At 72.7% G+C, this 25,081-nt stretch carries 20 protein-coding genes; 10 read left to right on the top strand and 10 right to left on the bottom strand.

The annotated features are described in order from the left end of the window. Window positions 1–25 precede the first annotated feature (25 nt). The 4 genes from HS048_RS26135 to HS048_RS26120 form a co-directional block, all read right to left on the bottom strand. Window positions 26–2,230, bottom strand: coding sequence for a biotin carboxylase N-terminal domain-containing protein (locus HS048_RS26135; RefSeq protein WP_196468957.1), 2,205 nt, complete (start codon window positions 2,228–2,230; stop codon window positions 26–28). Window positions 2,231–2,324: 94 nt separating this feature from the next. Beyond that, complete coding sequence (locus HS048_RS26130; RefSeq protein WP_196469510.1) at window positions 2,325–3,857, bottom strand: acyl-CoA carboxylase subunit beta; 1,533 nt, start codon at window positions 3,855–3,857, stop codon at window positions 2,325–2,327. Window positions 3,858–4,084: 227 nt separating this feature from the next. Further along, the gene (locus HS048_RS26125) at window positions 4,085–6,022 is read right to left on the bottom strand and encodes a serine/threonine protein kinase (RefSeq protein WP_196468956.1); all 1,938 of its coding nucleotides are present in this window, start codon (window positions 6,020–6,022) and stop codon (window positions 4,085–4,087) included. Window positions 6,023–6,116: 94 nt separating this feature from the next. Continuing rightward, the gene (locus HS048_RS26120; RefSeq protein WP_307832644.1) at window positions 6,117–7,478 is read right to left on the bottom strand and encodes an FAD-linked oxidase C-terminal domain-containing protein; all 1,362 of its coding nucleotides are present in this window, start codon (window positions 7,476–7,478) and stop codon (window positions 6,117–6,119) included. Between the two features lie 350 nt (window positions 7,479–7,828). Between HS048_RS26120 and HS048_RS26115 the strand changes: the two genes are divergently transcribed. The 3 genes from HS048_RS26115 (at window position 7,829) to HS048_RS26105 (ending at window position 11,928) form a co-directional block, all read left to right on the top strand. After that, window positions 7,829–10,561 (top strand): immune inhibitor A domain-containing protein, encoded by a 2,733-nt coding sequence (locus HS048_RS26115; protein ID WP_307832643.1) that lies wholly within the window; start codon window positions 7,829–7,831, stop codon window positions 10,559–10,561. Between the two features lie 131 nt (window positions 10,562–10,692). After that, window positions 10,693–11,631: a diacylglycerol kinase family protein gene (locus tag HS048_RS26110; protein WP_068895621.1), complete on the top strand. Its 939-nt coding sequence runs from the start codon at window positions 10,693–10,695 to the stop codon at window positions 11,629–11,631. A 126-nt stretch (window positions 11,632–11,757) separates the two neighbouring features. After that, entirely contained in the window at window positions 11,758–11,928 is a 171-nt protein-coding gene (locus HS048_RS26105; RefSeq protein WP_196468953.1) for a hypothetical protein, read from the top strand. Between the two features lie 140 nt (window positions 11,929–12,068). On the opposite strand, the gene HS048_RS26100 is transcribed toward HS048_RS26105, so the two are convergent. Both HS048_RS26100 and HS048_RS37540 read right to left on the bottom strand, forming a co-directional pair. Continuing rightward, on the bottom strand, window positions 12,069–12,833 hold the full coding sequence (locus HS048_RS26100) for an SDR family oxidoreductase (protein ID WP_196468952.1): 765 nt from the start codon (window positions 12,831–12,833) through the stop codon (window positions 12,069–12,071). A 55-nt stretch (window positions 12,834–12,888) separates the two neighbouring features. Further along, window positions 12,889–13,347, bottom strand: a complete 459-nt coding sequence (locus HS048_RS37540; protein WP_307832642.1) for a MarR family transcriptional regulator — start codon at window positions 13,345–13,347, stop codon at window positions 12,889–12,891. 75 nt (window positions 13,348–13,422) lie between these two features. Here HS048_RS37540 and HS048_RS26090 point away from each other — a divergent pair, with 75 nt between their 5' ends. Further along, window positions 13,423–14,451, top strand: coding sequence for a hypothetical protein (locus HS048_RS26090; protein WP_230881886.1), 1,029 nt, complete (start codon window positions 13,423–13,425; stop codon window positions 14,449–14,451). A gap of 4 nt (window positions 14,452–14,455) precedes the next feature. On the opposite strand, the gene HS048_RS26085 is transcribed toward HS048_RS26090, so the two are convergent. The 4 genes from HS048_RS26085 to HS048_RS26070 form a co-directional block, all read right to left on the bottom strand. Beyond that, window positions 14,456–14,812 carry a hypothetical protein gene (locus tag HS048_RS26085; protein ID WP_196468951.1) on the bottom strand — a complete coding sequence of 119 codons (357 nt, stop codon included), beginning with the start codon at window positions 14,810–14,812 and terminating at the stop codon, window positions 14,456–14,458. Beyond that, window positions 14,809–15,279: a hypothetical protein gene (locus tag HS048_RS26080; protein WP_196468950.1), complete on the bottom strand. Its 471-nt coding sequence runs from the start codon at window positions 15,277–15,279 to the stop codon at window positions 14,809–14,811. Before HS048_RS26080 ends, HS048_RS26085 begins: the two co-directional genes overlap by 4 nt. A gap of 130 nt (window positions 15,280–15,409) precedes the next feature. Then, the gene (locus tag HS048_RS26075) at window positions 15,410–16,780 is read right to left on the bottom strand and encodes a rhamnulokinase family protein (RefSeq protein WP_230882174.1); all 1,371 of its coding nucleotides are present in this window, start codon (window positions 16,778–16,780) and stop codon (window positions 15,410–15,412) included. 44 nt (window positions 16,781–16,824) lie between these two features. Then, entirely contained in the window at window positions 16,825–17,826 is a 1,002-nt protein-coding gene (locus HS048_RS26070) for a LacI family DNA-binding transcriptional regulator (RefSeq protein ID WP_196468948.1), read from the bottom strand. A gap of 139 nt (window positions 17,827–17,965) precedes the next feature. On the opposite strand from HS048_RS26070, the gene HS048_RS26065 reads away from it, so the two are divergent. The 6 genes from HS048_RS26065 to HS048_RS26040 all read left to right on the top strand — a co-directional run bounded on the left by HS048_RS26065 (window position 17,966) and on the right by HS048_RS26040 (window position 24,982). After that, window positions 17,966–18,394, top strand: coding sequence for a Gfo/Idh/MocA family protein (locus HS048_RS26065; protein WP_196468947.1), 429 nt, complete (start codon window positions 17,966–17,968; stop codon window positions 18,392–18,394). Between the two features lie 321 nt (window positions 18,395–18,715). Beyond that, window positions 18,716–20,722 (top strand): beta-galactosidase, encoded by a 2,007-nt coding sequence (locus HS048_RS38970; protein ID WP_196468946.1) that lies wholly within the window; start codon window positions 18,716–18,718, stop codon window positions 20,720–20,722. Between the two features lie 79 nt (window positions 20,723–20,801). Beyond that, on the top strand, window positions 20,802–21,422 hold the full coding sequence (locus HS048_RS26055) for a DUF624 domain-containing protein (RefSeq protein WP_307832641.1): 621 nt from the start codon (window positions 20,802–20,804) through the stop codon (window positions 21,420–21,422). Beyond that, entirely contained in the window at window positions 21,422–22,972 is a 1,551-nt protein-coding gene (locus HS048_RS26050) for an extracellular solute-binding protein (protein ID WP_230881885.1), read from the top strand. Before HS048_RS26055 ends, HS048_RS26050 begins: the two co-directional genes overlap by 1 nt. Before the next feature lie 150 nt (window positions 22,973–23,122). Then, a complete protein-coding gene (locus tag HS048_RS26045; protein WP_068895612.1) occupies window positions 23,123–24,094 on the top strand; it encodes a sugar ABC transporter permease in 972 nt (323 codons plus the stop codon). Between the two features lie 12 nt (window positions 24,095–24,106). Next, window positions 24,107–24,982 (top strand): carbohydrate ABC transporter permease, encoded by an 876-nt coding sequence (locus HS048_RS26040; RefSeq protein ID WP_068895610.1) that lies wholly within the window; start codon window positions 24,107–24,109, stop codon window positions 24,980–24,982. Window positions 24,983–25,081: the final 99 nt, after the last annotated feature.

The raw sequence follows: 25,081 nt of genomic DNA, 5'->3' as shown, positions 1-25,081 counted from the left end.
CGTCTTCAGTGCGGCGGCCCGGCCTTCAGGCCGGGGTCCCCGACTCCGGCTCCCCGATCACGGCCAGTACGGCTCCCGCCTCGACCCGCCGGCCCGGCGCCGCGTCCAGGCCGGTCACCGTGCCCGCGGCGGGCGCGGTGATCCGGTGCTCCATCTTCATAGCTTCCAATACCACGACCACCTGTCCGGCGGTGACCTGATCGCCGGATGCCACCTCGACGCGCAGCACGGTACCGGGCATGGGCGCGAGCAGCGAGCCGGGGGCCGGGCGCTCGACCGGCTCGGGCAGGCGGGGCAGGGGCGTGAGCCGTACGGAGCCGAGGGGGGAGTCCACGTACGCCACGCCGCCGTGGTGGGCGACCTCGAAGCGGTGCCGTACGCCGTGGGTCTCCAGGACCACCAGGTCCGGTGCGGCGGCGATCAGGACGGTGTCCGGGAAGCCGTCGGCCCGCAGGCCGTCCCTCGTGATCCGGTAGGCGACCGTGCGGACGGCGTCGCCGCCGGACGGGGCCAGGCCGGTCGCACCCGCCGCACCCGCCGTGCCCGCCACGCTCATCGCGCCCCCTGTGCCGCCTGTGCCGCCTGCACCGACCGTGAAGGCGGCGTGCTGCGGCTGGGAGACCACGTTGCGCCACCCGCTCGGCAGCCCTGCCTGCACGGTCGCCGCAGCCCGGTTCGCGGCGGCCCGGGCGAGGGCGGCGGCCAGGGCGGAGAGCGAGACCGCGTCCGGGCCGCCGGGGCCGGTCGGCTCTCCGGAGGCGGTGGACCCGCCGGGTCCGCCGGAGGCTCCGGAGACGGGGCCGGCCCCGGACGGTCCGGACGGCCCCCGGTCCGTGACGGCGAGGCCGTGCCGCTCCAGGAAACCGGTGTCGGTCTCGCCGGACAGGAACGCCTCGTGGCGCAGCACCGCGACCAGCAGGTCCCGGTTGGTGACCGGGCCGTGGATCCTCGCCCGGGCGAGCGCGCCGGCGAGCCTGCGGGCGGCGTCGGCGCGGGTCGCGCCGTGGGCGATCACCTTGGCGAGCATCGGGTCGTAGTGCACGCCCACCTCGGAGCCGTCCTCGACGCCGGAGTCCAGTCGCAGGCCGCCGGAGACGGGGGCGAAACGGGCCGTGACGCCGGGGACGTCGAACCGGTGCAGGACGCCGCTCTGCGGGAGCCAGCCCAGCGCGGGGTCCTCGGCGTACAGGCGGGCCTCTATCGCGTGGCCCGAGGGGGCGGGGGGCGTCTGCGGCAGGGCGTCGCCCTCGGCGATCCGCAGCTGGAACCCGACCAGGTCGAGGCCGTACACGCACTCGGTGACCGGGTGCTCGACCTGGAGCCGGGTGTTCATCTCCAGGAAGGCGACCGTGTCGTCCCGGACGAGGAACTCGACGGTGCCCGCCCCGACGTAGCCGACGGCTCGGGCGGCGTCGGCCGCCGCCGCGCACAACCGGGCGCGCAGCGCGGGGGAGACGGCGGGGGAGGGGGTCTCCTCGATCACCTTCTGGTGCCGCCGCTGGATCGAGCACTCCCGCTCGCCCAGCGTCCAGACCGTGCCGTGCGCGTCGGCCAGGACCTGCACCTCGATGTGGCGGGCGCCCTCCAGCAGGGGCTCGACGAAGACCGCGCCGTCGCCGAAGGCCGACTCCGCCTCGCGCCGGGCCGACTCGACCGCCCCCGGGAGGTCGTCGGTGAGCCGGACGATCCGCATCCCCCGCCCGCCGCCCCCGGCCGAGGCCTTCACCAGCAGCGGGATCGCCCAGCCGGACGCGTCCCCGCTCATCCGGGTGAAGACGGCGTCCAGGTCCCGGTCGAGGTCCTCCATCGAGTAACCGGGGCCCGCGGTGAAGTGGGGCAGGACCGGCACCCCCGCCTCGGCCATCAGCGCCTTGGCCCCGATCTTGGAGCCCATCGCGGCGATGGCCTCGGGACCCGGACCGACCCAGGTCAGCCCGGCGCCGAGGACGGCCCGGGCGAGGTCCGCGCTCTCCGACAGGAAGCCGTACCCGGGGTGGACGGCGTCGGAGCCGGTCCGCAGGGCGGCCTCGACGATCTTCCCGATCGACAGGTAGGTCTCGGCGGGCGCGACGCCGGGCAGCCGTACGGCGTGGTCGGCCTCGGCGGTGTGCGGCGCGCCGGAGTCGGCGTCGGAGAAGACCGCGACGGTCTCGATGCCGAGGTCGCGGCAGGTGCGGAAGATTCGGCGGGCGATCTCGCCCCGGTTCGCGACGAGCAGGCGGCGGATCACGGCTCGACCCCTCGTGACGCCGAGGACACCGGGGGCACCGCAGGGACCGGGGGCGCCGCGGGGGATCGGGACGACGAGGACGCTGGGAGCACGGTCACATCCGGAAGACGCCGAAGCCCGAGGGCTCCGGGACGGGGGCGCTGTTGACGGCCGACAGGCACAGGCCCAGGACGGTGCGGGTGTCGCGAGGGTCGATGACCCCGTCGTCGTAGAGCCGCCCGGACAGGAAGAACGGCAGCGACTCCGCCTCGATCTGCGCCTCGACCGCCGCGCGCATCGCCGCGTCCGCCTCCTCGTCGTACGGCCTGCCCCGGGCCTCGGCGGCGGCCCGGCCGACGATGGACAGCACTCCCGCGAGCTGCGCCGGACCCATGACGGCCGACCTGGCGCTCGGCCAGGTGAACAGGAACCGGGGGTCGTAGGCCCGCCCGCACATGCCGTAGTTGCCCGCGCCGTAGGAGGCGCCCATGACGACCGTGAGGTGCGGGACGGTCGAGTTGGAGACCGCGTTGATCATCATGGCGCCGTGCTTGATGATGCCGCCCTGCTCGTACTCCCGGCCGACCATGTAGCCGGTCGTGTTCTGCAGGAAGAGCAGCGGTGTGCGCGACCGGTCCGCCAGCTGGATGAACTGGGCGGCCTTCTGGGCCTCCTGGCTGAACAGCACGCCGCGGGCGTTGGCCAGGACCCCGACGGGGTGGCCGTGCAGCCGCGCCCACCCTGTCACCAGGCTCGGACCGTACAGGGGCTTGAACTCGTCGAACTCGCTGCCGTCCGCGATCCGCACGATCACCTCGCGCGGGTCGAAAGGGATCCGCAGGTCCTCCGGCACGATGCCCAGCAGCTCGTCGGGGTCGTGCAACGGGTCCCGCACGGGGCCGGGCGCGCGGCCGCGCTTGACCCAGCCGAGCCCGCGCACGATCCGGCGCCCGATCCGCAGCGCGTCGTGCTCGTCGGCGGCCAGGTGGTCGGCGAGGCCGGAGACGCGGGCGTGCATCTCGGCGCCGCCCAGCGACTCGTCGTCGGACTCCTCACCGGTGGCCATCCTCACCAGCGGCGGCCCGCCGAGGAAGACCTTGGCCCGCTCCCTGACCATGACCACGTGGTCGCTCATCCCGGGCACGTAGGCGCCCCCGGCGGTGGAGTTGCCGAACACCAGGGAGATCGTCGGGATCCCGGCGGCGCTCAGCCGGGTCAGGTCGCGGAAGATCCGCCCGCCCGGGATGAAGATCTCCTTCTGCGTGGGCAGGTCCGCCCCGCCCGACTCGACCAGGTTGACCAGCGGCAGCCGGTTCTCCATCGCGATGTCGGCGGCGCGGAGCGTCTTGCGCAGGGTCCACGGGTTGGACGCGCCGCCCCGCACGGTCGGGTCGTTGGCGACGACCACGCACTCGACGCCCTCGACCACCCCGATGCCGGTGACCACGCTCGCGCCGACCGGGAAGTCGCTGCCCCAGCCGGCCAGCGGTGAGAGCTCCAGGAAGGCGGAGTCGGGGTCGACCAGCAGCTCGATCCGCTCCCGCGCGAGCAGTCCGCCGCGCGCCCGGTGCCGCTCGACGTACCTGCCGCCGCCGCCCGCCACGGCCTTGGCCTGCTCGGCCTCCAGCTCGGCCAGCCTGGCGAGCATCGCCTCGCGCCGGGCCCGGTACTCGTCCGAGGAGGTGTGCAACCCGCTCACCCTCCCTCCATCGCGGCTCCGTCGGCGCGGTGGGTCCGGCCGGTCCGCCGGGCCGGCGGACCCCGCCGGCCCGGATGTCCGCAGTGTGGCACACCGGGCGGCCGGTCCGCCTCCGTCGGACCGGTGCCGTCGGACCGGTGCCGTCGGACCGCCTCCGTCGGGGCGGCGCCGGCGGGTCAGCCGCAGTGGCTCCAGCCGCTCTTCCAGGACAGCGAGCCGTGCGAACCGCCCCAGATCACGCACTTCTTGGCGGCGGTGAGCCGCACCGGGCCCGCGTAGGCGGTGAAGTTGCCGGGGTTGCTCCCCGACGAGCCGCCCCGCACCTGGAGGATCGCGTTCATCTTGACCTTGCCCGGATGGACGTACCGGGACAGGGTGACGACGCAGTTCTGCTTGCTGGTGGCGTTGTAGAGCAGGTGGATCGTCGCGCTGCCGCCGAGCGCGTGGGAGTTGATCTGCTTGAAGCCCGACCCGCACACCTGGGCCGCGGTGAAGGTGTTCGGCTTCAGCGTCGGCTTGGAGGTCGGCTTGGAGGTCGGCTTGGGCGTCGTCTTCGTGGTGGCCGAGGGCCTGGCCGTCGGCTTCGCGGTGGTCCGGGAAGGAGAGGGAGCGGGCCCGGAGGTGCCGCCGACCTCGCCCGGCTGGGACGGCTGGTCACCCGGCTGCAGCGTCTCGTCGTCCGGGCGGGAGGTGGCCTTCCGCGTCGGGCGCGGCGTCGGCTTCGCCGCCCGCCCGTCGTCGTCCGGACGGGACCGGGAGTCGCCCGCCGCCGGTTCTCCGGAGTCGGCCGGGCCGCTCGTGGGCTCCGGCGCGGGGCTCTTCTTCTTGACGGCCGGCGAGGGGGAGGCCGAGGCCGGGGGCGGCTCGTCGGGGGTGAGCTCGGTGACCGGCTCTTCGACGGGCTCCACGGCGGGCTCCTGCCGTTCCGCGGAGGAGGCCGCCGGGCCGGCGGCCCTGGAGGCGGCGGCCTTCTCGTTGTTCTGCAGGACGACCACGGTCCCGGTGGCCACGCCGAGGGCGGCCACGGCGGCCACCCCGGCCAGCAGCAGGCCCATCGGGCGCCGCGGTCGGGACGGCCGTTCCGCGGAACCGGCCGCCTGCGCCCCGCCCCGCCCGGGGGCCGCGGCCTGCGCTCCGCCCGGCCCGGGAGCCGCGGGCCGCGGGCCGACCGCCCCGGAGGGCCCGGGGCCGGGGGTCCCCGAGGACCCGCCCTGTCCAGGAGTCCCTGGAGCCCCGCCCTGCCCGGGAGCGCCCGGGGCCCCGGACGGTCCGGCGGGTCCGGGAGGCGGGACGCGGAGCGCCGGGGCGGTGCCCGACATGAGGTGGCCGACGAGCTGCTCGGCGGTGGGCCGCATCGCCGGGTCCTTGGCCAGGGCGGCGGCGATCAGGTCGCGCAGCGGCCCGGGGTCCAGCCGGCCCAGGTCCGGTTCGACGGTCAGGATCCGGTTCATCACCACGGGGATGGAGTCCTGGCCGAACGCGGGCGTCCCGGTGGCGGCGAAGACCATGGTCACGCCCCAGGCGAACACGTCGACCGCGGGCGTGGCCTCGCCGCCGCTGAGCTGCTCGGGCGCCAGGTAGGACGGCGTTCCCACGGACGTCCCGGTGGCGGTCGTGCCGGGGGAGTCCAGGGCCCTGGCGATGCCGAAGTCGATCACCACCGGACCCTCGGGGCCCATCAGCACGTTGGCGGGCTTGAAGTCGCGGTGCAGGATGCCCGCGCGGTGGATGGCGGACAGGGCGGTGGCCGTGCTGACGGCCAGGCGCTCCAGGGAGGCGCCGCGGCGCGGACCCTCGGTGTCGACGAGCCGGCGCAGCGACGGGCCGGGCACGTACTCGCTGACGATGTACGGCCGACTGCCGGCCAGATCGGCGTGCAGGACCGGCGCGGTGCAGAACCGGGCCACCCGCTGGGCGACCGAGACCTCCCGCAGGAAGCGCGCGCGGGCGTCGGAGTCCGTCGTCAGCCCCTGGTGGAGGAGCTTGACGGCGACCTCCTCGCCCTGAGGCCCCCGCCCCAGGTAGACGACTCCCTGGCCGCCCTCGCCGAGGCGTCCGGTGAGCTCGAACGGTCCCAGCCGCCGAGGATCCTCCGCCGTGAGCGGCTGTACCACGATGACCCCCCGGCAAAACCTGAAAATTCGGTTATGTGGGGCAGCACGCTACCAGTGCGGGAGGGGAGGTGGATGATCTACCGGTTCCCCGGCCTCAAATGGCCTTGCCCGGGTTGAGGATGCCGAGCGGGTCGAAGACCCGCTTGATGCCGAGGTGGACCTCCTCGGTGACCGGCCCCGCCTCCAGCGCCAGCCAGCGCCGTTTCAGCAGTCCCACCCCGTGCTCCCCGGTGAGCGTGCCGCCCCGGTTCAGGGCCTCCCGGAAGACCTCGTCGGCGGCGGCCCAGACGTCGGGCGGCGGCTCGGGCAGCCCGCGGTCGAAGACGAAGACCGGGTGCAGGTTGCCGTCCCCGGCATGGGCCACCGTGCAGATCAGCACGTCGTGCCGGACCGCGATCGCCTCGATGGCGGAGATCATGTCCGGCAGCGCCGAGCGCGGCACGCACACGTCCTCGACCAGGCAGGCGCCGAGCCGCTCCTTGGCGTGGTAGGCCAGCCGCCGCAGGCCGATCAGCTCCTCGGCCTCCTGGGGACCGGCCGCCACCGCGACGAACGAGGCTCCGTTCTCCTCGCACAGCTCGCGCATCCGCTCGGCCACCGCCGGCCCGTCCGGCGCGTCGGACTGCGCGATCAGCATCGCCTGGACGGCCGGCTCCAGGCCGATGTTCCGCCAGTCGTCGATGGCCTTGAGGGTGGCCCGGTCGAGCATCTCCAGCAGCGACGGCTGGCAGCCGGCCGCGATGACCGCCGCCACGGCCGCCGCGGCGTCCCGCAGGGAGCCGAACTCCGCGGCGAGCGTCGCGGGCGGGGCCAGGGGCGCGCGGCGCAGCCGTACGGTGGCGGAGGTGATCACGCCGAGGGTGCCCTCGGACCCGACGAACAGCCCGGTCAGGTCGTAGCCCGTCACCCCCTTGACCGTCCGCCTGCCGGTGGTGAGGATCCGCCCGTCGGCCAGGACGACCTCCAGGCCCAGCGCCGAGTCGCGGGTCACGCCGTACTTCACGCAGCGCAGGCCGCCGGCGTTGGTGGCCAGGTTGCCGCCGATGGTGGAGATCTCGTAGGAGGAGGGGTCGGGTGCGTACATCAGGCCGTGCTCGCGGGCCGCGCGGTCCAGGTCGGCGGTGATGACGCCGGGCTCCACCACGGCGATCTCGTCGGCGGGGGAGAGCTCTCTGATCGCGGTCATCCTCTGCAGCGCCAGCACGACGCACCCCTGCACGGCCGTCGCGCCGCCGGCCAGGCCGGTCCCGGCCCCGCGGGGGACCACCGGCACCCGGTGCCGGGTGGCCCACTCCATGACGGCGACCACGTCGGCGGTGCTCTCGGCGAGCACGACGGCGAGCGGGCCGCCCGGCTCCAGGAACGTCCGGTCGCGGGCGTAGGAGTCCGTGACGTCGGGGTCGGTCAGCACCTTCCCGGAACCGAGCGCGGCGGTGAGTTCAGCGATAGCGGTCACACCCGGACTGTACGGCCCGCGGGACCGGTCCCCGTACCGCCCGTAAGCCCGGTTTCGGACCCGCCGCCCGTGCGCATCCCGGCCCGGAGTCATCGTCCGGCATCGTGCCGTTAATTAATGCTCGTCCCTTATGTCCCAGTTGTGAGATATCTTCCAACAAACCGATTGATCACATTTTTACAACATCAGTCGGACGGTTTACCTCTGCTTTATTCCGTCCTCTAACGTCCCGCACGGTGCGCAAATAGGCGCGCCGGGGAACGTCCGCGCCCGGCGAACCCGGGCAGGGAGGGTATCCGTTGTCCAGCAGAGGCAGAGGCAGAGGCGCGCGCAAGCGCCTTCTCGCGATCGTGCCCGTTCTCGGGCTCGCCGCCGCGGGACTGTCCGTCAGCGGCGTGTCGGCCCAGGCCGACAGCTCGGCCGCACGATACGTCCCGTCGTCGAGCGACTACTACATCAACTACGCGCCGCCGCGGATCCAGAGCGACAGCACGGCCATCGACGAGCGGTTCCAGCGCGGCGCCGCCAAGCGGTCGGGCCTGGCCCACGCCCAGGAGGTCGACCGGAAGTTCGCCGAGGGCAACCCGGTCGCCGCCAAGACGCTCGCCTCGCGGGAGACCCGGGCGATCAGGACGGGCAAGAACCCCTTCGACTTCATCTTCAAGAAGGCGGGCAAGACCCAGCAGGCGAAGCTGCTCACCCTCCTCATCGAGTTCAACGAGAACGCCAACGACGACTTCTCCGGCTTCAGCCGGCCCAAGTCGATCGACGACGTCAACGACTGCGTGACCGAGCCGCCGGGCACCAAGATCAACGGCCCGCTGCACAACAAGATCCCCGACCCCGCCTCCTCTGGCGCCGGCAGGGACAACAACACCATGTGGGTTCCGGACTTCAGCCCGGAGCACTACAACAAGATGCTCTACTCGGACAAGGGGATCACCAAGCGCGTCCGGATGGACCTCACCGACCCCCGGGACGGTAAGAAGGGCATCGACATCTCCGGCCACACCATGAAGAAGATGTACGAGGAGATGTCCAAGGGCGCCTACACCGTCACCGGTGAGGCGATCGGCTGGATCAAGGTCCCGCACTCGGAGGCCTGGTACGGCGCCGGCCGCTGCGGCACCATCCCGCAGGACATGTCCGGCCACCCCGACAACCCGGCCGGCCCCGCCGCGCTGGGCGTCGACGCGGTCAACGTCCTGGCGCAGCAGAACCCGGACTTCCCCTGGGCCGACTACGACGTCGAGGACACCGGCGACGCCGACGGCGACGGCAACACCCTGGAGCCGGACGGTGTGATCGACCACCTCGTCCTGGTCCACGCGGGCGCCGACAAGTCGGGCGGCGGCGGCGCCGAGGGCCCCTACGCCATCTGGGCGCACTCCAGCGCCATCGCCGGCGGCTACACGATCCCCGGCACGGACAAGAAGATCTCCAACTACATCGTGCAGCCCGAGGACTCCGGCGTCGGCGTCTTCGCCCACGAGTACGGCCACGACCTGGGCCTGCCGGACTTCTACGACGCCTCCGGCGGCGGCGACACCAGCGTGGACTTCTGGGACCTGATGTCCTCCGGCTCGCACGCCGGCCCGATCATGCAGTCGATGCCGACCCACATGGGCCTGTACGCCAAGTGGGTGCTCGGCTGGGCCGACCCGAAGATCATGAACCCGGGTGACCGCAAGCAGCTGGTGACCATCGGCCAGGCCTCCCGCACGCCCAAGCACACCGCGGACGGCGTGCGGATCAACCTGCCCGACAAGAACGTCACGATGGCCGTCCCGCACAGCGGCGGCAAGCTGTGGTGGTCCGGCAACGACCAGAGCTGGGCCGACGTCAAGCTGACCCGGGAGATCCAGGTCCCCGCCGACGGCGACCCGCGCTTCTGGATGTGGAACCAGTACGCCATCGAGGCCGACTGGGACTACGGCTTCGTCGAGGTCTCCGCCGACGGCGGCGCCACCTGGGCCGAGCAGAAGGTCTACGACGAGGCCGGCACGCTGGTCACCACCGACGACGGCTACGACGACCCGAACAGCCGCATGCACGACTACGGCGACAAGAAGTACGGCCTCACCGGCGCGACCGACGGCTGGCGGCACGACTACGTGAGCCTGGCGCCGTTCGCCGGCAAGACGATCCAGATCCGCCTGCGCTACGCCACCGACGCCGGGTTCGAGGACACCGGCTGGTTCGCCGACGACTTCTCCGTGACCGCCGGCGGCGCCACCGTGTGGAGCGACGACGTCGAGGGCGGCGACAACGGCTGGACCGCCGTCAAGGGCACCTTCACCGACACCTCCGGCGCCGGCTGGCACACCCACAGCGGCAGCCTGCAGACCGCCCAGTACTACCTGGCCGAGTGGCGCAACTACGACGGCTTCGACAAGGGCCTGCAGTACACCTACGACACCACCTGGTCGCACGAGAACGCCTGGAAGGTCGAGCGGATCAAGTACAACGCGCCCGGCCTGCTGGTCTGGTACCGCGACGCGGCCTACCCGGCCAACAACGGCGACGCGCACACCTTCGCGCTCCCGTCGGTCGGGCCCAAGGGCGAGATCCTCGTCGTCGACTCGCACTACGAGCCGCTCCGCCGCAGCGGCGAGGCGGCCGAGAAGGACCCGTCGGCGCTGAAGAACATCCCGTCGCGCCCGCAGTCCTCCAACGCGGCCTTCACCTTCGGCAGGACGTACCCGTTCACCGAGTGCATCGAGGGCGAGCCGTTCACCGAGTACTGCACGAAGTTCCCGGCCCTCCCGGCGGTGAAGACCTTCACCGACGCCAAGACCTGGTACCCGGGTCTGGAGGTCCGTGACGGCAACCTGTTCTACCGCCACCGCGACGCCTCGGCCGTCGTCCCCTCCAAGGGCGACCAGCCGTACTCCACCCGGGTCGTCAACCCCGACGGCACCCCGGCCACGGAGCTGTACGGCACCGACATCGGCGGCGGCCACGTCCTCGGCACCGGCAACCCGGGCGACGAGGGCAAGGCGCTGGGCGTGGAGCTCAAGCTGATCTCCCCGCTCCCGGCGAACCTGGGCGTCATCGTCCAGGTGACTCCGGCGAAGAAGTGAACCCGGTGGTGACACCGGGCAGGTAGACCCGCAGGACCGCAGGAAGGTCCGCCACGGGATCAGGGCCACGCCGTCCACGCGACGGCGTGGCCCTACGATTTGCAGGGAGCAGCGCGACGAAGAGGGGCAGAGTGGGAGAGCTTCGCAGCAAGGCCGAGCACACCGAGGCCGTCCGGACCGGCCGGCGGGCCTGCGTGGTGGTCAACACGCGCTCGCGCCGCGGCCGCCGCCGCTACCCGCAGGTGCTCCGCACGCTCCGGGCCGAGGGCTTCGACCTCCTCGGCGTCTTCCCCGTGGAGGACCCGAAGCGGCTGCGCGAGATCTTGGACGCCGCCCTGGAGCCCGGCCCCGACCTGCTCGTCGTCGGCGGCGGGGACGGCACGCTCAGCGCCGCCGTCAAGCACGTCGCCCACCGCGACGTCGCCCTCGGCGTGCTGCCGCTGGGCACCACCAACAACTTCGCCCGCAGCCTCGGCCTCCCGCTGGACCTGACCGGCGCGATCAGGGTGCTGCGCACCGGCAAGGTCGCCGACATCGACCTCGGCATCGCCGGGGACCGGGAGTTCGCCAACCTGGCCAGCTTCGGCGTCTCGGTCGAGGTCGCCGGGACGGTCAGGCCGTGGCTGAAGCGCCTGCTCGGCCGGGCCGCCTACCCGCTCACCGCCCTGACGATCCTCCCCGGCCACCGGCCGTTCCGCGCGTTCATCACGGTCAAGGGCCGGCGCCACGAGCTGCTCACCCACCAGCTCAACATCGCCAACGGCCGCTTCCACGGCGGCTGGCAGGTCGCCCGCGACATCAGCATCGACAACGGCCTCCTGACGGCCTACCAGCTCGGCTCGGGCAAGCGGCTCCGGCTGCTGGTGGAGACCCTGGTCCGGGCCGCCACCGGGCGCTGGCGCAGCCTCGCCGGCGGCCCCTTCGTCATCGGCACCGAGATGTACCTCGAGACCGACCCCCCGATGGCCGCCGACGTCGACGGCGAGGTCCGCCTGATGACCCCCCTCACGATCAGGACCGTGCCCAACGGCCTGCGCGTGATGGTCCCGGAGGACTTCGTCGACTCCTGAGCCGGGGAGCGGGGCAAGGGCTTCGCGATGGCCGCCGGTGAGGCCGGGGACCCGGCCGGGCGGTCGGCCGGCTGATTGGGACGCGCCGTCCCGGGTAGCCGTACCTCCTCGACAGATGGAGGAGACATGGCGTCCCTGATAGCCCGCATCCGCAGCTACCTGAGCAGCCCGCAGGGGCGGCGGAACCTCGAGAAGGCCAAGACGATGGCGCGCGACCCGCGCAACCAGCAGAAGGCGCGCGGGCTGCTGGCCCGCCTCCGCGGAGGCCGGAGCCACCACCCGACGAACCGCTGGTAGGCCCCGGCCCCTCCGGTGAGGCGGGGACCAGGGGCACGGACGGTCGTGACCCCGGTCCCCGCCCGGCCGGCGACCCGGTCGCCGGTCGGCCGGGCTCTCCGGCCGGCGGAGGGCCGCGGTCGTCGGCCCCGGCCGGCCGCTCAGCCGGCGAACGGGTCGCGCCTGCGGAAGGGGGCCAGGGCGAAGCGGGCGGCCGCCTTAGCAGGGGTGAGCCTGCGGACGTGGGCGCCGTTGCGGGCGCGGGTGACCACCCGCTCGGCCAGCCAGGGGGCGACGACGTCGACCGGGTCGGCCAGGATCGAGAAGATCTTCTTGGCCCTCTCCAGCTCCTCCGGACCGTATCCGCAGGTCAGCAGGTCGGTGACCACCATGCCGGGGCTGAGCAGGCCTGCCGAGACCCCCGGGGGCACCTCCTCCGCCAGGGCGCGGGTGAGGTAGGCGAGCGCGCTCTTGGTGGCGCCGTACACGCCGAGGCCGGGCACCGTGCGGCCGTCGCCGCCCAGGCCCTCCATGTTCCACACGTGGCCCCCGCCCTGGGCCGCCATGCCGGCCACGGCCACGGCGGAGCCGTTGAGGGCCCCGAGGAGGTTCACCTCCACGACGGCGCGGGCCTCCTCCTCCGGGATTCGCCACAGCGGGGTGCGGGCGTGCGAGACCCCGGCGTTGTTGATCCAGATGTCGACCCGGCCGTGGCGCTCCACCGCGGCGTCCCACAGGGCCTGGAGCCGGGCGCGGTCGGTGACGTCCGCGACCATCGCCAGCACGTCGAGTCCGGCGGCGGCCTCCCGCACGGTGCCGGCCCGGCTGCCGCACAGCACCACCCGGTGGCCGCGAGCGGCCAGGCAGCGGACCAGGCCGAGGCCGATGCCCCGGGAACCGCCGGTCACCACGATCGTCTTCGTCATGATCCCCTCCCACGCCGGGCCGGCGGGCGGTGCGGCGCGGGGCGGTCCGGGCGGCTCAGGCCGAGGTGATCAGCGTGATCAGCTGCTCGCGGAACCCGGAGTAGTCCTCCAGCGCGCCGAAGAGCGTGTCGGAGCCGCGCTCCTCCTCGCGTGCCTCGCCCAGCACCCGGAGCCCCGAGGCGGTGATGCCGACGAGGGCGCGGCGGCGGTCCCGCGCGTCCGTCTCCTTGACCACATGGCCGCAGCGCCGCAGGTGGTCGATGGTCCGGCTCATGGTCTGGTCGGTGACCCGGCACAGCACGGCGAGTTCGCGCTGGGTCAGCCTCCCCTCCGCGACGTGGTGCAGGACGATCAGCCCCGCATGGGTCAGGCCGTGCGCCGCCAGGAAGGCGTGGAAGCGCCCCTCCACCACGCGGGCCGCCACCGAGAGCAGGCGGCCGGTGGGCCAGGAGCGGATGTCGGCGCGCACCGCGTCCGGATCCTGCGCGATGTACTGCTCGTCCCCTTCGGCCACCGGCCCATTGTCCCAGACGCACGTCCCCGGCCTCCGCCGTTGTTCAGCCCGCTGATCGATCGGATAATATTCAGCATGCTGAATATTTCGGACGAGCGCAACGCCCGCCGCGCCCTCCTGCTCGGCGTCGCGGCCAGCGCGGTGCTCACCGGGATGGTGTGGCTGCTCGGCCAGCGCCTGCACGGCATCCGCCTCCTGCCCGACCAGGGCGCGTCCTGGTACTACTGGAAGCTGCCGGAGCCGACCGTGTGGACCCGCGCCTCGGCCTGGCTGGGCTACGCGGCCCACCAGGCGGCGCTGTGGGGGCTGATCTACTACGCCCAGACCCGGGTCCGCCGCTACACCTCCGGCCTGCACCCGGTCAACGTCGCGGCCCTCGCGGTGAACTTCGGCTTCGTCCTCCTGCACACCCTGCAGACCCACCTGTTCTACGACGGCCTGGCCCAGGACGTCTCGATCTTCAGCTCGCAGGGGTCGGTGGTCCTGCTGCTGGTCGCGGTCCTGCTGATGGAGAACCGGCGTAGGGGCCTGTTCCTCGGCAGGCCGGCGCCGATCGGCGAGCGGGTGACGGACTTCGTCCGCCGCTACCACGGCTACCTGTTCGGCTGGGCGGCCGTCTACACCTTCTGGTACCACCCGATGGAGGCCACCAGCGGGCACCTGATCGGCTTCTTCTACATGTTCCTGCTCCTGCTGCAGGGCAGCCTCTTCCTGACCCGGGCGCACACCGGCCGCTGGTGGACCTTCACCCTGGAGGCCATGGTGGCGGTGCACGGCACCCTCGTGGCCGTCGCGGCCTCCGGTCCCGGCGGCGCCTGGCCGATGTTCCTCTTCGGCTTCCTCGGCGTCTTCGTCGTCACGCAGATGCACGGGCTCGGCCTGTCCGCGGCCGCCAGGTGGCTGCTCGCAGCCTGCTACGCGGTCGCGGTCCTGGTGGTGTACGGCGTGCGCGGCTTCGGCGCGGTCGACGAGATCGTGCGCATCCCGGTGATCGAGTATCTGCTCGTCGGCGTGCTGGCCGCGCTGGTCTGGGCGGGGCTGCGCGCGGCCGGGCTCGCGCGCCGGCGCAGGCCCGCCGACGTGTCCCAGGGCGGGAACCGGTAGGTCTTCAGCCGCCGGTGTCCTTCGGATGGCGGGGCGAGGCGTAGACGATCCAGATGGTTCGGGTGGCGTCATCGATGGCGTAGCGGACGCGGCTGCCGCTGGTGACCTCGAATTCCCATTGCTCCATTTCCTGGCCGTTATGGCGATGGGTCGAGAGGTCACCGCGCAGGCGATGCTGACGCTCGTGGTCCGCCCGCGAGCGTGGATCGTCGCGCAGCGCCTCAAAACACCGGCGGGTGTTGGCCAGAGCGTGACGGCACAACTCCTCCCAGCCTTTGACCGCATCGCCGGTACCGAACCGGAGGTCCCATTCGTCGTCCGGAGGCGGGACCGTGACCCGGTCCCCGCGCTTCGGGCTCACGCTGAGACCTCGACCGGTCCGAAGTCACCGCTGGTGGCCTGGCGTGCCTGGGCATGGTGCGCGGGATCGGCCTTGATCCGAGCGGTCGCCCGCCAGCCGGCGATGACCTCCTGCGTGGTGACGTCGACCTCCAGTTCCGCGGCGTCGGAGAGCGCCTCGACCAGTTCGAGGGTGAAGGCGCGCAGTTCGGCGGAGGTGAGGTGGCGCACCCAGGGGAAGACCTCGGGCATGGCGATGACCAGTGTGCGGGCGGTCGGATCGTGCTTGAGGAGGGCGAGGAACAGACGGGACGCGGTGGCCAGTGTCTGCCCTCGCTGGTCTTCGCGGTCGGCGGCGGTCAGGTAGAAGTCGGGGGCGTCGCGGTGGGTGATGCGCACCCGGCCGAGGCGTGCGGCGCGTTCGGCGACGGCCCGGGGGTTTCTCGACAAGTCCGAGAAGGTGACGGCGTCGGCGTTGCTGATGCTCACGCCGCCATCCTAAGTCAGAACACATTCTGAAGACGGTGAACTACGGGAAGGGTGGGATGCCGTCACCTGCCGGGAAGCCACGCGACCGAGTCAGCGGTCGGCTCGGGCGAGTGGCTTCCCGGCAGGGCTCTCAGGCCGTCTGCCGCGCGGATTCCAGCCGGGCCTCCGCCTCGTCCCAGGCGGAGGCGTCGCCGGAGGGCTCGTAGCGGCGCAGCGGTTCGACCCGCGCCGCCAGGGCGCGCATCTCGGCGAGGCCGGCGACCTCGCCGGCCGCCCGCGCCTGGACCAGCACGTTGCCCAGCGCGGTCGCCTCGGCGGGGCCGGCCACCACCGGCAGGCCGCAGGCGTCGGCGGTGAGCCGGCAGAGCAGCGCGTTGCGGGAGCCGCCGCCGACCAGGTGGACGGTCTCCACGTCGTGGCCGGACAGGGCGACCGCCTGGCGGATCGCCCGCCGGTGGCCCAGGGCCAGGCTCTCCAGGACGCAGCGGACGAGCGCCGGGGGAGAGGAGGGCGGCTCCTGGCCCGTGCGGCGGCATTCGGCCGCGATCCGGGACGGCATGTCGCCCGGGGGCAGGAAGACGGGGGCGTCCGGGTCGACCAGCGCGGCGAACGGGCGCTCGTGCCCGGCGGCCTCCAGCAGGCCGCCGAGGCCGGCGCCGGGCCAGGCCCGCAGCGACTCCTGCAGCAGCCACAGGCCCATGACGTTGCGCAGGTAGCGGACGGTGCCGTCGATCCCGGCCTCGTTGGTGAAGTTCGCCGCCCGCCCGGCCTCGGTCAGCACCGGGGCGGGCAGCTCCACCCCGGCCAGCGACCAGGTCCCGCAGGAGACGTAGGCGAAGCGCGGGCCCGGGGCGGGCACCGCGGCCACCGCCGAGGCCGTGTCGTGGGAGGCGACCGCGGTCACCCGGCAGGTGCGGCCGATCTCCGCGGCCGCCTCGGGCAGCAGGGGGCCGATCGGGTCGCCGGGCCGGCGCAGCGGCGGGAAGATCCGCGCCGGGAGACCCAGCCGCTCGATCAGGCCGGTCGCCCAGGACCGGGTGCGCACGTCCAGCAGCCCGGTGGTCGAGGCGTTGGTCACCTCCGCGCCGATCTCCCCGGTGAGCAGGTAGGCGATCAGGTCGGGGACGAGCAGCATCGTCGCGGCGCGGCCGAGGTCGTCGGCGAGCAGCTGGTAGACCGTGTTGAACGGCAGCACCTGCAGCCCGGCCACGTCGTACAGGGTCTCGGCGCCGATCTCGGCCGCGACCCGCTCGGCGATGCCGCCGGTCCGCTCGTCGCGGTAGTGCACCGGGTCGCCCAGCAGGGATCCGGAGGAGTCGAGCAGCCCGTAGTCGACCGCCCAGGAGTCCACGCCGATCGAGGTGACCGGCCCGGCGCGGCGCAGGCCGTGCAGGACCTCCCGGTAGAGGCCGCGCAGGTCCCAGTGGAGCCCGCCGGGCGTGCGGACCGGGCCGTTGGGGAAGCGGTGCGCCTCGGTCAGGGTCCGGCCGTCCCAGACCATGACCCGTCCGCTGGAGGCGCCGAGGTCCACGGCGGCGAAGCGGCTCACCGGGTCGACTCCCTGGCCACGAGCTCGGGCTGGAACATGATGTGCTGGTGGGCGTGGGTCTCGGGGTTCTCGCACTCGTCGAGCACCAGCTCGGTGGCGATGCGCCCGAGCTGGTGGGTGGGCTGCCGCATGGAGCTGAGCGAGACGGCCGAGGCGGCGGCGAACTCGATGTCGTCGTAGCCCATCAGCATCACGTCGCCCGGCACCCGCACCCCGGCCTGGAGCAGCGCGCGCAGCACGCCGAGCGCCAGCAGGTCGTTGGCGCAGAAGACGGCGTCCGGCAGGCCGCCGGCGAGCAGGTCGCCCGCGGCCTTCTCCCCGGCGCGCGCGTTCATCGCGGCCATCTCGGCGACCCGCAGCCGGTCCGGGCCCAGCCCGGCGGCCTCCAGCGCGGCCAGCGCGCCCTGCCGCCGCTCCAGGCACTGGCGGATCGTCAGCGGGCCGGACACGTAGGCGACGCTCCCGGCGCCGCGCGCCAGCAGGTGCGCCACCGCGGTCCGGCCGCCCGCCACGTCGTCGACGGCCACCGCGCACTGGTCGGGCCGGTGCGCCGGGTGGTCGACCAGGACGACGCTGATACCGTGCTCGCGCAGCCGGTCCAGCCGGCTGAGGTCCTCGTCCGTGGGGATGATCAGCACCCCCCGGACCCGCTGCTCGGCGAGCACGCGCAGGTTGCGCTCCTCCTTGGCGCGCGACCCGGCGGAGTTGCCCAGGATCACGGCGTAGCCGCGCTCGCTCGCCGCGTCCTCTATCCCGGCCGCCACGTCGGTGAAGAAGGGGTTGCCGATGTCGATGACGCTCAGGCCGAGGGTCCTGCTGTGGCCGGCGCGCAGGGTGGAGGCCGAGCCGTGACGGACGAAGCCGAGCTCGCGGATCGCCTCCTCGACCCGTTCCCGGGTGGCGGGGGCGACCTTGGCGGGCCGGTTGAGCACGTTGGACACCGTGCCGGGGGAGACGCCCGCGCGGGCGGCGACGTCCTTGATACTGACCGTGGTCACGGTTCCTGATTAAAACGTATCAACGCTTCGGGCGCCAGTCGCGGCCGCCGTGGAGCGGGTGGTGGGCGTTGACAGTCCGCGAAACGCCACCCTACCGTCCCCGGCTGTCAGTAAAACGTTCTACATGCGAGGTCATCCCATGATCCGAGCCGCCATCGTGGGCGCGGGCGCCGTCGCCGCGCACGGGCACATCCCCGCCCTCCGCGCCCACCGGGACCGCGTCGAGCCGGTGGCCGTGGTCGACGTCGACGGGGCCAGGGCGCGGGCGTTCGCCGCCGAGCACGGCATCCCGGCCGTCCACACCGACCTGACCGGGATGCTGGCGGCCGAGCGGCCCGACCTGGTGCTCGTCTGCACCCCGCCGCACCTGCACGCCGGCCAGGCGGTCGAGTGCCTGGAGGCCGGGGCCTGGGTGTGGTGCGAGAAGCCGCTGTGCCGCTCGCTGGCCGAGTACGACCGGATCCAGGCCGCCGAGGGCTCCGAGGACCCCGAGGGTGCGGGCGGCCCCTATCTGACGGTCGTCTACCAGCAGCGCTTCGGCCGACTCGACGGAGGCCTGGGGCTGTGAGCGGATACAGGGGATTGAAACGTTCTTCCCCGGAGGACGCCGGACCGGGAATCCGGTACCCCGTGGATCTGTAACGTTCGGGTAACCCGGGCGGGGGAGGGGACAACCGCGGATTCCCAGATGACCGTCACTGCCTGGGAAAACGCTTCCCAGTACGGCTCCGCCGCGTGTCCGCGCCGACGGGCGGCGGGTGGGCGGCGGAGAAAGGGGTCTTGTGCGCCAGATAGAGGAACGTTTTAATCCCCGGTTAAGCGGACGTGACACGTTCGTGTGAGCGATCACACCCCTGCGATGACTGCGACGTGAAGGGCGGTGGGCGGCGTGCGCGGCGGTATCGCCTACGGCGGGGACTGGAACCCCGAGCAGTGGCCCGAGGAGACCTGGCCGCAGGACGTCGCGCTGATGCGCGAGGCCGGGGTCACCCGGGTGAGCGTCGGGATCTTCGCGTGGTCGATGCTGGAACCCGCCGAGGGCGTCTACGACTTCGGCTGGCTCGACCGGGCGCTGGACCTGCTGGCAGGTGCGGGCATCGAGGCCTGCCTGGCCACCCCGACCGCCGCCCCGCCGCCGTGGTTCGGCCACGCCTACCCCGAGGCCCTGCCGGTGGACGCCGACGGGCGGCGGCTGCACCACGGGAGCCGCCAGGGCTTCTGCCCCAGCTCACCGGTCTACCGGGCCAAGGCCCTGGAGATCGCCGAGCGGGTCGCCCTGCGCTACGCCGGCCATCCGGCGCTGGCCCTGTGGCACGTGCACAACGAGTACGGCTGCCACAACGCCCGCTGCCACTGCGACGTCTCCGCCGAGGCGTTCCGCGGCTGGCTGCGCGAGCGGTACGGCACGCTGGAGGCGCTCAACGACGCCTGGGGGACGGCGTTCTGGTCCCAGCGCTACGGGGACTGGGACCAGATCCTGACGCCCCGCGCCACCCCGAGCTTCACCAACCCCGGTCAGCAGCTCGACTTCCGCCGGTTCAGCTCCGACACCCTGGTGGGGCTCTACACCGCCGAGCGCGACCTGCTCAGGAAGATCACCCCCCGGGTGCCCGCGACCACGAACCTGATGGCCGGCGTGCACTGGGACATGGACTGCTGGGACTTCGCCGCCGAGTTGGACGTGGTCGCCACCGACCACTACCTGGCCGGCGGGCGCGCCGATCCGCACATCGACCTGGCCTTCGCCGCGGACCTCGCCCGCTCCCTGGGCGGGGGCCGCCCGTGGCTGCTGATGGAGCACTCCACCAGCGCGGTCAACTGGCAGGGCCGCAACCTGGCCAAGACCTCCGGCGAGCTGCGCCGCAACTCCCTGGCCCACCTGGCCCGGGGCGCCGACGCGATCATGTTCTTCCAGTGGCGGGCCTCGCGGGCCGGGGCCGAGAAGTGGCACTCGGCGATGCTGCCGCACGCGGGCACCGAGACCAAGATCTGGCGGGAGACGGCCGCGCTCGGCGCCGAGCTGGCGGGCCTGGCCGAGGTGGCCGGGAGCACGGTCCGCGCCGACGCGGTGATCCTGCTCGACCACGCCAGCGTCTGGGCCCAGGACCACCCCGCCCAGCCCACCGCCGACCTGGACCCGGTGGAGGAGGCCAAGCGCTGGCACGCGGCGCTCTGGCGGGCCGGGGTCACCTGCGACCTGGCCCGCCCCGAGGCGGACCTGTCCGGCTACCGCCTGGTGCTGGTCCCCGCGCTCTACCTGGTGAGCGACGCCGGGGCGGCGAACGTGGCGGAGTTCGCGCGGCGCGGCGGCACCGTGGTCGTGGGACCGTACAGCGGGATCGTGGACGAGTGCGACCGGGTCCGGCTCGGCGGCTATCCGGGAGCGTGGCGGGAGCTGCTCGGCGTGACGACCGAGGAGTTCTTCCCGCTCCGGCCGGACCACCGGCTCCGGCTGACCGGCGGCGGGACCGGCCGGATCTGGAGCGAGGCGGCCCGCGCCACGACCGCCGACACGCTCGACGCCTACGCGGACGGTCCCCTGGCCGGCTCGCCCGCATGGACGCGCAACACGTGGGGCGCGGGGGCGGCCCACTACCTGACCACCCGGCTCGACGACGCCGCCCTGGCCGCCGTGCTCGCCGCGGCCCGCACCGAGGCGGGGGTGGAACCGGCCGCCGCGGCCCCGCCCGGGGTCGAGGTCGTCCGGCGCTCGCACCCCGACGGCCGGTCCTACCTGTTCGCGGTCAACCACACCGGCGCCGAGGCGGTCGTCGCGGCCTCGGGCACCGCCCTGCCGGGCGGTGAGGCCGTGGACGGCGCGCTGAGGGTCCCCGCCGGGGGCGTGGGCGTGCTCCGCGAGACCGGCCCGGCCGGACGCCGATCGGCGCACCCGTGAGCCGCCGCACTCGGGAGAGACGGCGGCATGCCGTACCGCGACCCCGCTCCACTCCTCGGGGCGCGTCCGGCGGTGCACGGTGACCGCCTGGTCGATCAGGCTCTACGCGGCCTGCGACGAGCTGCTCTGGGCGGCCAGGCTCAACCTCGCCTGGATCGCCTTCACGCTCGCCGGAGGGGTGGTCCTGGGCGTCGGCCCGGCGACCGTCGCGGCGTACACGCTGGCCCGCCGGCACGCCGGGCACGAGTCGTTCCCGCTGTGGCGGGAGTTCGCGGCCGTCTACCGGAGGGAGTTCCTGCGCGGCTCGCTGCTGGTGCTCCCGCCGATCGCGGCGGCAGCCGTCCTGGCCGGCAACCAGCTGTACTTCTCGGCCCTCGGGCCGGGGGCGCAACCGCTCCGGGCGGCGACCCTCGCGGCGCTGGCCGCGCTGGCCGCCGTCACCGCCTACCTGCTGCCGATGTACGTCCACTACGACCTGCCGCCGCTCGCCTGCCTCCCCCGGGCGTCGCGGCTGGTGCTGGCCCGTCCCGCGTCCTCGGTCCTGCTGCTGTTCACCCTCTCCGCGGTGGTGTTCGCGGCCGCGGCCCTCCCGGTCCTGGCGCTCACGCTCGGCGCCGGGGCCTGGATCCAGTTGAACACCTGGCTCTGCCTGCGCTTCTTCGAGGAGAACGAGGCGTTCCTGCACCCGAAAGGCGACTGATGAAGACCACCCCCCGCCGGCTCCTGGCCGGAACGATCGCGCTGACCACGGCGCTCCTCGCCGCCGCCTGCGGCGGCGAGGACGCGGGACGGCAGGCCGCGAGCAACGAGCTGACCATGATGGTCCCGCTGTTCGGCACCGCCCCCGACCCCAAGGGGGAGGTGCAGCAGGCGGTCGAGAAGATCGTCGGCAAGAAGCTCAAGATCAGCTGGGTGCCGAACGCCGAGTACGGCGACAAGACCAACGTCGTGCTCGCCTCGGACAAGATCCCGCAGGTCATGGTGGTCCAGGGCAAGACCGCCGCGTTCGTGCAGGCCGCGCAGGCCGGGGCGTTCTGGGAGCTCACCGACAGGCTGGACAAGTACCCGAACCTCAAGGCCAAGTCCGAGCAGTCCGAGCTCAACGCCTCGATCAACGGCAAGGTCTTCGGCATCTACCGGGTCCGCCCGCTGCTCCGCTCGGCCGTGCTGTACCGCAAGGACTGGCTGGACAGGCTCGACCTGAAGATCCCGGAGACCGTCGACGACCTCTACGAGGTCGCCAAGGCCTTCACCGAGAAGGACCCGGACGGCAACGGCAAGAAGGACACCTACGGGCTGATCATCCCCAAGTGGCCCACCCCGGTCTTCTGCAGCTCCAGCCCGTACAACGTGATCGAGACCTGGTTCGGCGCCCCCAACTGCTACGGCGACCGCGGCGGGAAGCTCACGCCGACCTTCGACACCGAGGAGTTCTACGCCGCCAACCGGTGGCTGAAGAAGATGGTCGACGAGGGCCTGGTCAACCCCGACTTCGCCACCCTCGACTCGGCCAAGTGGAACGACCCGTTCTACCAGGGCAAGGGCGGCATCATCATCGACGTCAACGTCCGCGCCAGCCAGATGTACGGCCTGCTCAAGGAGCAGGACCCGGAGAACTACGGCGACAAGCTGGCCATGGGCGGCAACCTCAAGCGCTCCGACGGGCAGAAGTTCTCCCACCCCTTCGACGGCTACAACGGCTTCCTCGCCGTCTCCAAGCAGAGCGTGCGCACCGAGGCCGAGCTCGACGACGTGCTGAAGGCCCTGGACCGGCTGGCCACCAAGGAGGGCCAGGCCCTGCTGGCCAACGGCATCGAGGGGCGCAACTTCAAGCTGGAGAACGGCTTCGACGTGCCGATCAACGACGACGACCCGGCGGTCAAGACGATCAACAACGACGTCGACTTCGCCTTCGTCCAGCTCGGCACCTGGGCCACCATCGGCATGGGCGTCTACGAGCAGATGCCGACCAACGAGGCCGAGCGGGAGAACCTCAGGCTCCGCAAGGAGCTGGTGGAGCTCGACCTGCGGACGGCCGTGCACAACCCCGCCCTGCCGATCGTCTCGCCCGCCTATGTCAGCAAGGGCGCGGTCCTCGACCCGATCGTCTCCGACGCCCGGGTGAAGTTCCTGGCCGGCGAGATCACCGAGGAGCAGCTGCGGGCCGAGGTCAAGCGCTGGCACGAGAGCGGCGGCGACCAGGTCGTCGCGGAGATCAACGACCTGCACGCCGAGCTCGGCGGCAGCTGAGCCGGTCCGGTCCGGGCCGCCCCGGGGCCGCCCTGGGTCGGTTCCGAGCCGATCCCGGGTCGGTTCCGAGCCGATCCCGGGCTGACCCCGAGCCGATCCACCGGGGCCCGGCGCGACCGCCGGGCCCCTCCCGAGAGAAAGGAGGCCGCTTTGGCCACCGACCTGGCGAAGCCTCCCGTGGAGACGGCCCCCGAGCCGGGGCGCGCCTCCGGCAGGGTGCCGCTCCGCACGGCGCTGCCGCGCTACCGCTGGCTGTACCTGATGCTCGTCCCGGGCCTGGTCTACTTCGCGGTCTTCAAGTACCTGCCGATGTACGGCCTGACGATCGCGTTCCAGGACTTCGTGCCCTTCCTCGGTTACTCCGGCAGCGAGTGGGTCGGCCTCAAGCACTTCGAGGCGCTGTTCACCGGGCCCGACTTCGGCCGCCTGATGTTCAACACGCTCTACCTCGCGGTGCTGACGGTGCTCTTCGTCTTCCCGGCCCCGATCATCGTCGCGCTGATGCTCAACGAGCTCCGGGTCAACGTGCTCAAGCGCTCGATCCAGTCGCTCATCTACATCCCGCACTTCCTGTCCTGGGCGATCGTCGCGTCCCTGACCTATCTGCTGCTCGCGGTGGACTTCGGGGTGATCGCCCGGTTCGTGCACGATCTGGTCGGCGGTCCCAGGGTCGACTACGTGGCGCAGCCGGACTGGTTCCGGCCGATCATCATCGCGCAGACGCTGTGGAAGGCGACCGGCTGGGGCACGATCATCTACCTGGCCGCGCTGGCGGGAGTGGACCCGAACCTCTACGAGGCGGCCCGCATGGACGGCGCGGGGCGCCGGCGGCAGTTCTGGCACATCACGCTGCCCGCCATCCGCCCCACGATCGTGGTCATGGCCATCCTCACCTCGGGCAACCTGCTCGACTCCAGCTTCGAGCAGATCTGGCTGATGACCAACTCGCTGAACCGCTCGGTGGCCGACGTGTTCGACACCTACGTCTACTACATCGGCATCACCCAGGGCGCCTTCAGCTACTCCACCGCCGTCGGCCTGTTCAAGGGCCTGGCCGGCGCCGTGCTGATCTTCGGCTCCAACTGGCTGGCCAAGCGCCTGGGCCAGCGCGGACTGTTCTAAGGAGCGCAGGCGATGTCCGTCAACCACTACAAGTCGCCCGGCAGCCGGGTGTTCGACGCGCTCAACATCCTGCTGCTCACCGGCCTGGCCCTGATCATGGTCCTGCCGCTGCTGTACGTCCTGGCCGGGTCGTTCGCCACCGAGTCGGAGATCGCGACCCGGCCGTTCTTCCTCTGGCCGGAGAAGTTCGTCACCGACACCTACGCGTACATCTTCGGCACCGACACCTTCGTGCGCGCCCTGATCACCACGATCTGCGTGACGGCGGTCGGCACGGCGGTCCAGCTCATGCTGACGCTCACCATGGCCTACCCGCTGGCCAAGAGGTACCTGCCGGGCCGCACGCTGGTGCTGAACCTGGTCATCTTCACGATCGTCTTCGGCGGCGGCATGATCCCCACCTACCTGGTCGTCCGCGACCTGGGGCTGCTCGACAGCTACTGGGCGCTGATCCTCCCGCTGGCGATCAACCCGTTCTACCTGATCATCGTCAAGAGCTTCTTCCAGGAGCTGCCGCAGGCCCTGGAGGAGGCGGCGCGCATCGACGGCTGCAGCGAGATGGGCGTCTTCTTCAGGATCGTCCTCCCGCTCTCCAAGCCGGTCATCGCGACGTTCGCGCTGTTCTACGCGGTGGGCATCTGGAACGACTACATGTCGCCGCTGCTGTACATCGACGACTCCAGCAAGTGGACGCTGCAGGTGCTGGTCCGGCAGTTCACCAGCGCCGACGCCGAGAACGCGCTCGCCCAGCTGGACTCGGTCTTCTTCCCGGCGGAGGGCCTGAAGTTCGCGGTCGTCGTCATCGCGACGCTGCCGATCCTGTTCTTCTACCCCTTCCTGCAGAAGCACTTCGCCAAGGGCGTGCTGATCGGATCGGTGAAGGAGTGACGGCCGCGGAGGCGGCGGCCGGACGAGCCGCGCCCGGACGAGCCGCGCCCGGAGGTGCGGAGGCGGCCGGAGACGCGGCGGCCGGTGCGGAGGGGGCCG

Origin of the sequence: Planomonospora sp. ID91781, assembly GCF_015711595.1 — a bacterium.
Classification (GTDB): domain Bacteria; phylum Actinomycetota; class Actinomycetes; order Streptosporangiales; family Streptosporangiaceae; genus Planomonospora; species Planomonospora parontospora.
This window is presented reverse-complemented; position numbering and strand designations above follow the sequence as displayed.

Bases quoted from the DNA above. Each gene is read 5' to 3' on its own strand.
- HS048_RS26130 (WP_196469510.1), bottom strand. From the start codon at position 3,857: ATGCTCGCCAGGCTGGCCGAGCTGGAGGCCGAGCAGGCCAAGGCCGTG.
- HS048_RS26105 (WP_196468953.1), top strand. From the start codon at position 11,758: ATGGCGTCCCTGATAGCCCGCATCCGCAGCTACCTGAGCAGCCCGCAG.
- HS048_RS26100 (WP_196468952.1), bottom strand. From the start codon at position 12,833: ATGACGAAGACGATCGTGGTGACCGGCGGTTCCCGGGGCATCGGCCTC.
- HS048_RS26090 (WP_230881886.1), top strand. From the start codon at position 13,423: ATGCTGAATATTTCGGACGAGCGCAACGCCCGCCGCGCCCTCCTGCTC.
- HS048_RS26075 (WP_230882174.1), bottom strand. From the start codon at position 16,780: ATGGTCTGGGACGGCCGGACCCTGACCGAGGCGCACCGCTTCCCCAAC.
- HS048_RS26065 (WP_196468947.1), top strand. From the start codon at position 17,966: ATGATCCGAGCCGCCATCGTGGGCGCGGGCGCCGTCGCCGCGCACGGG.
- HS048_RS26050 (WP_230881885.1), top strand. From the start codon at position 21,422: ATGAAGACCACCCCCCGCCGGCTCCTGGCCGGAACGATCGCGCTGACC.
- HS048_RS26040 (WP_068895610.1), top strand. From the start codon at position 24,107: ATGTCCGTCAACCACTACAAGTCGCCCGGCAGCCGGGTGTTCGACGCG.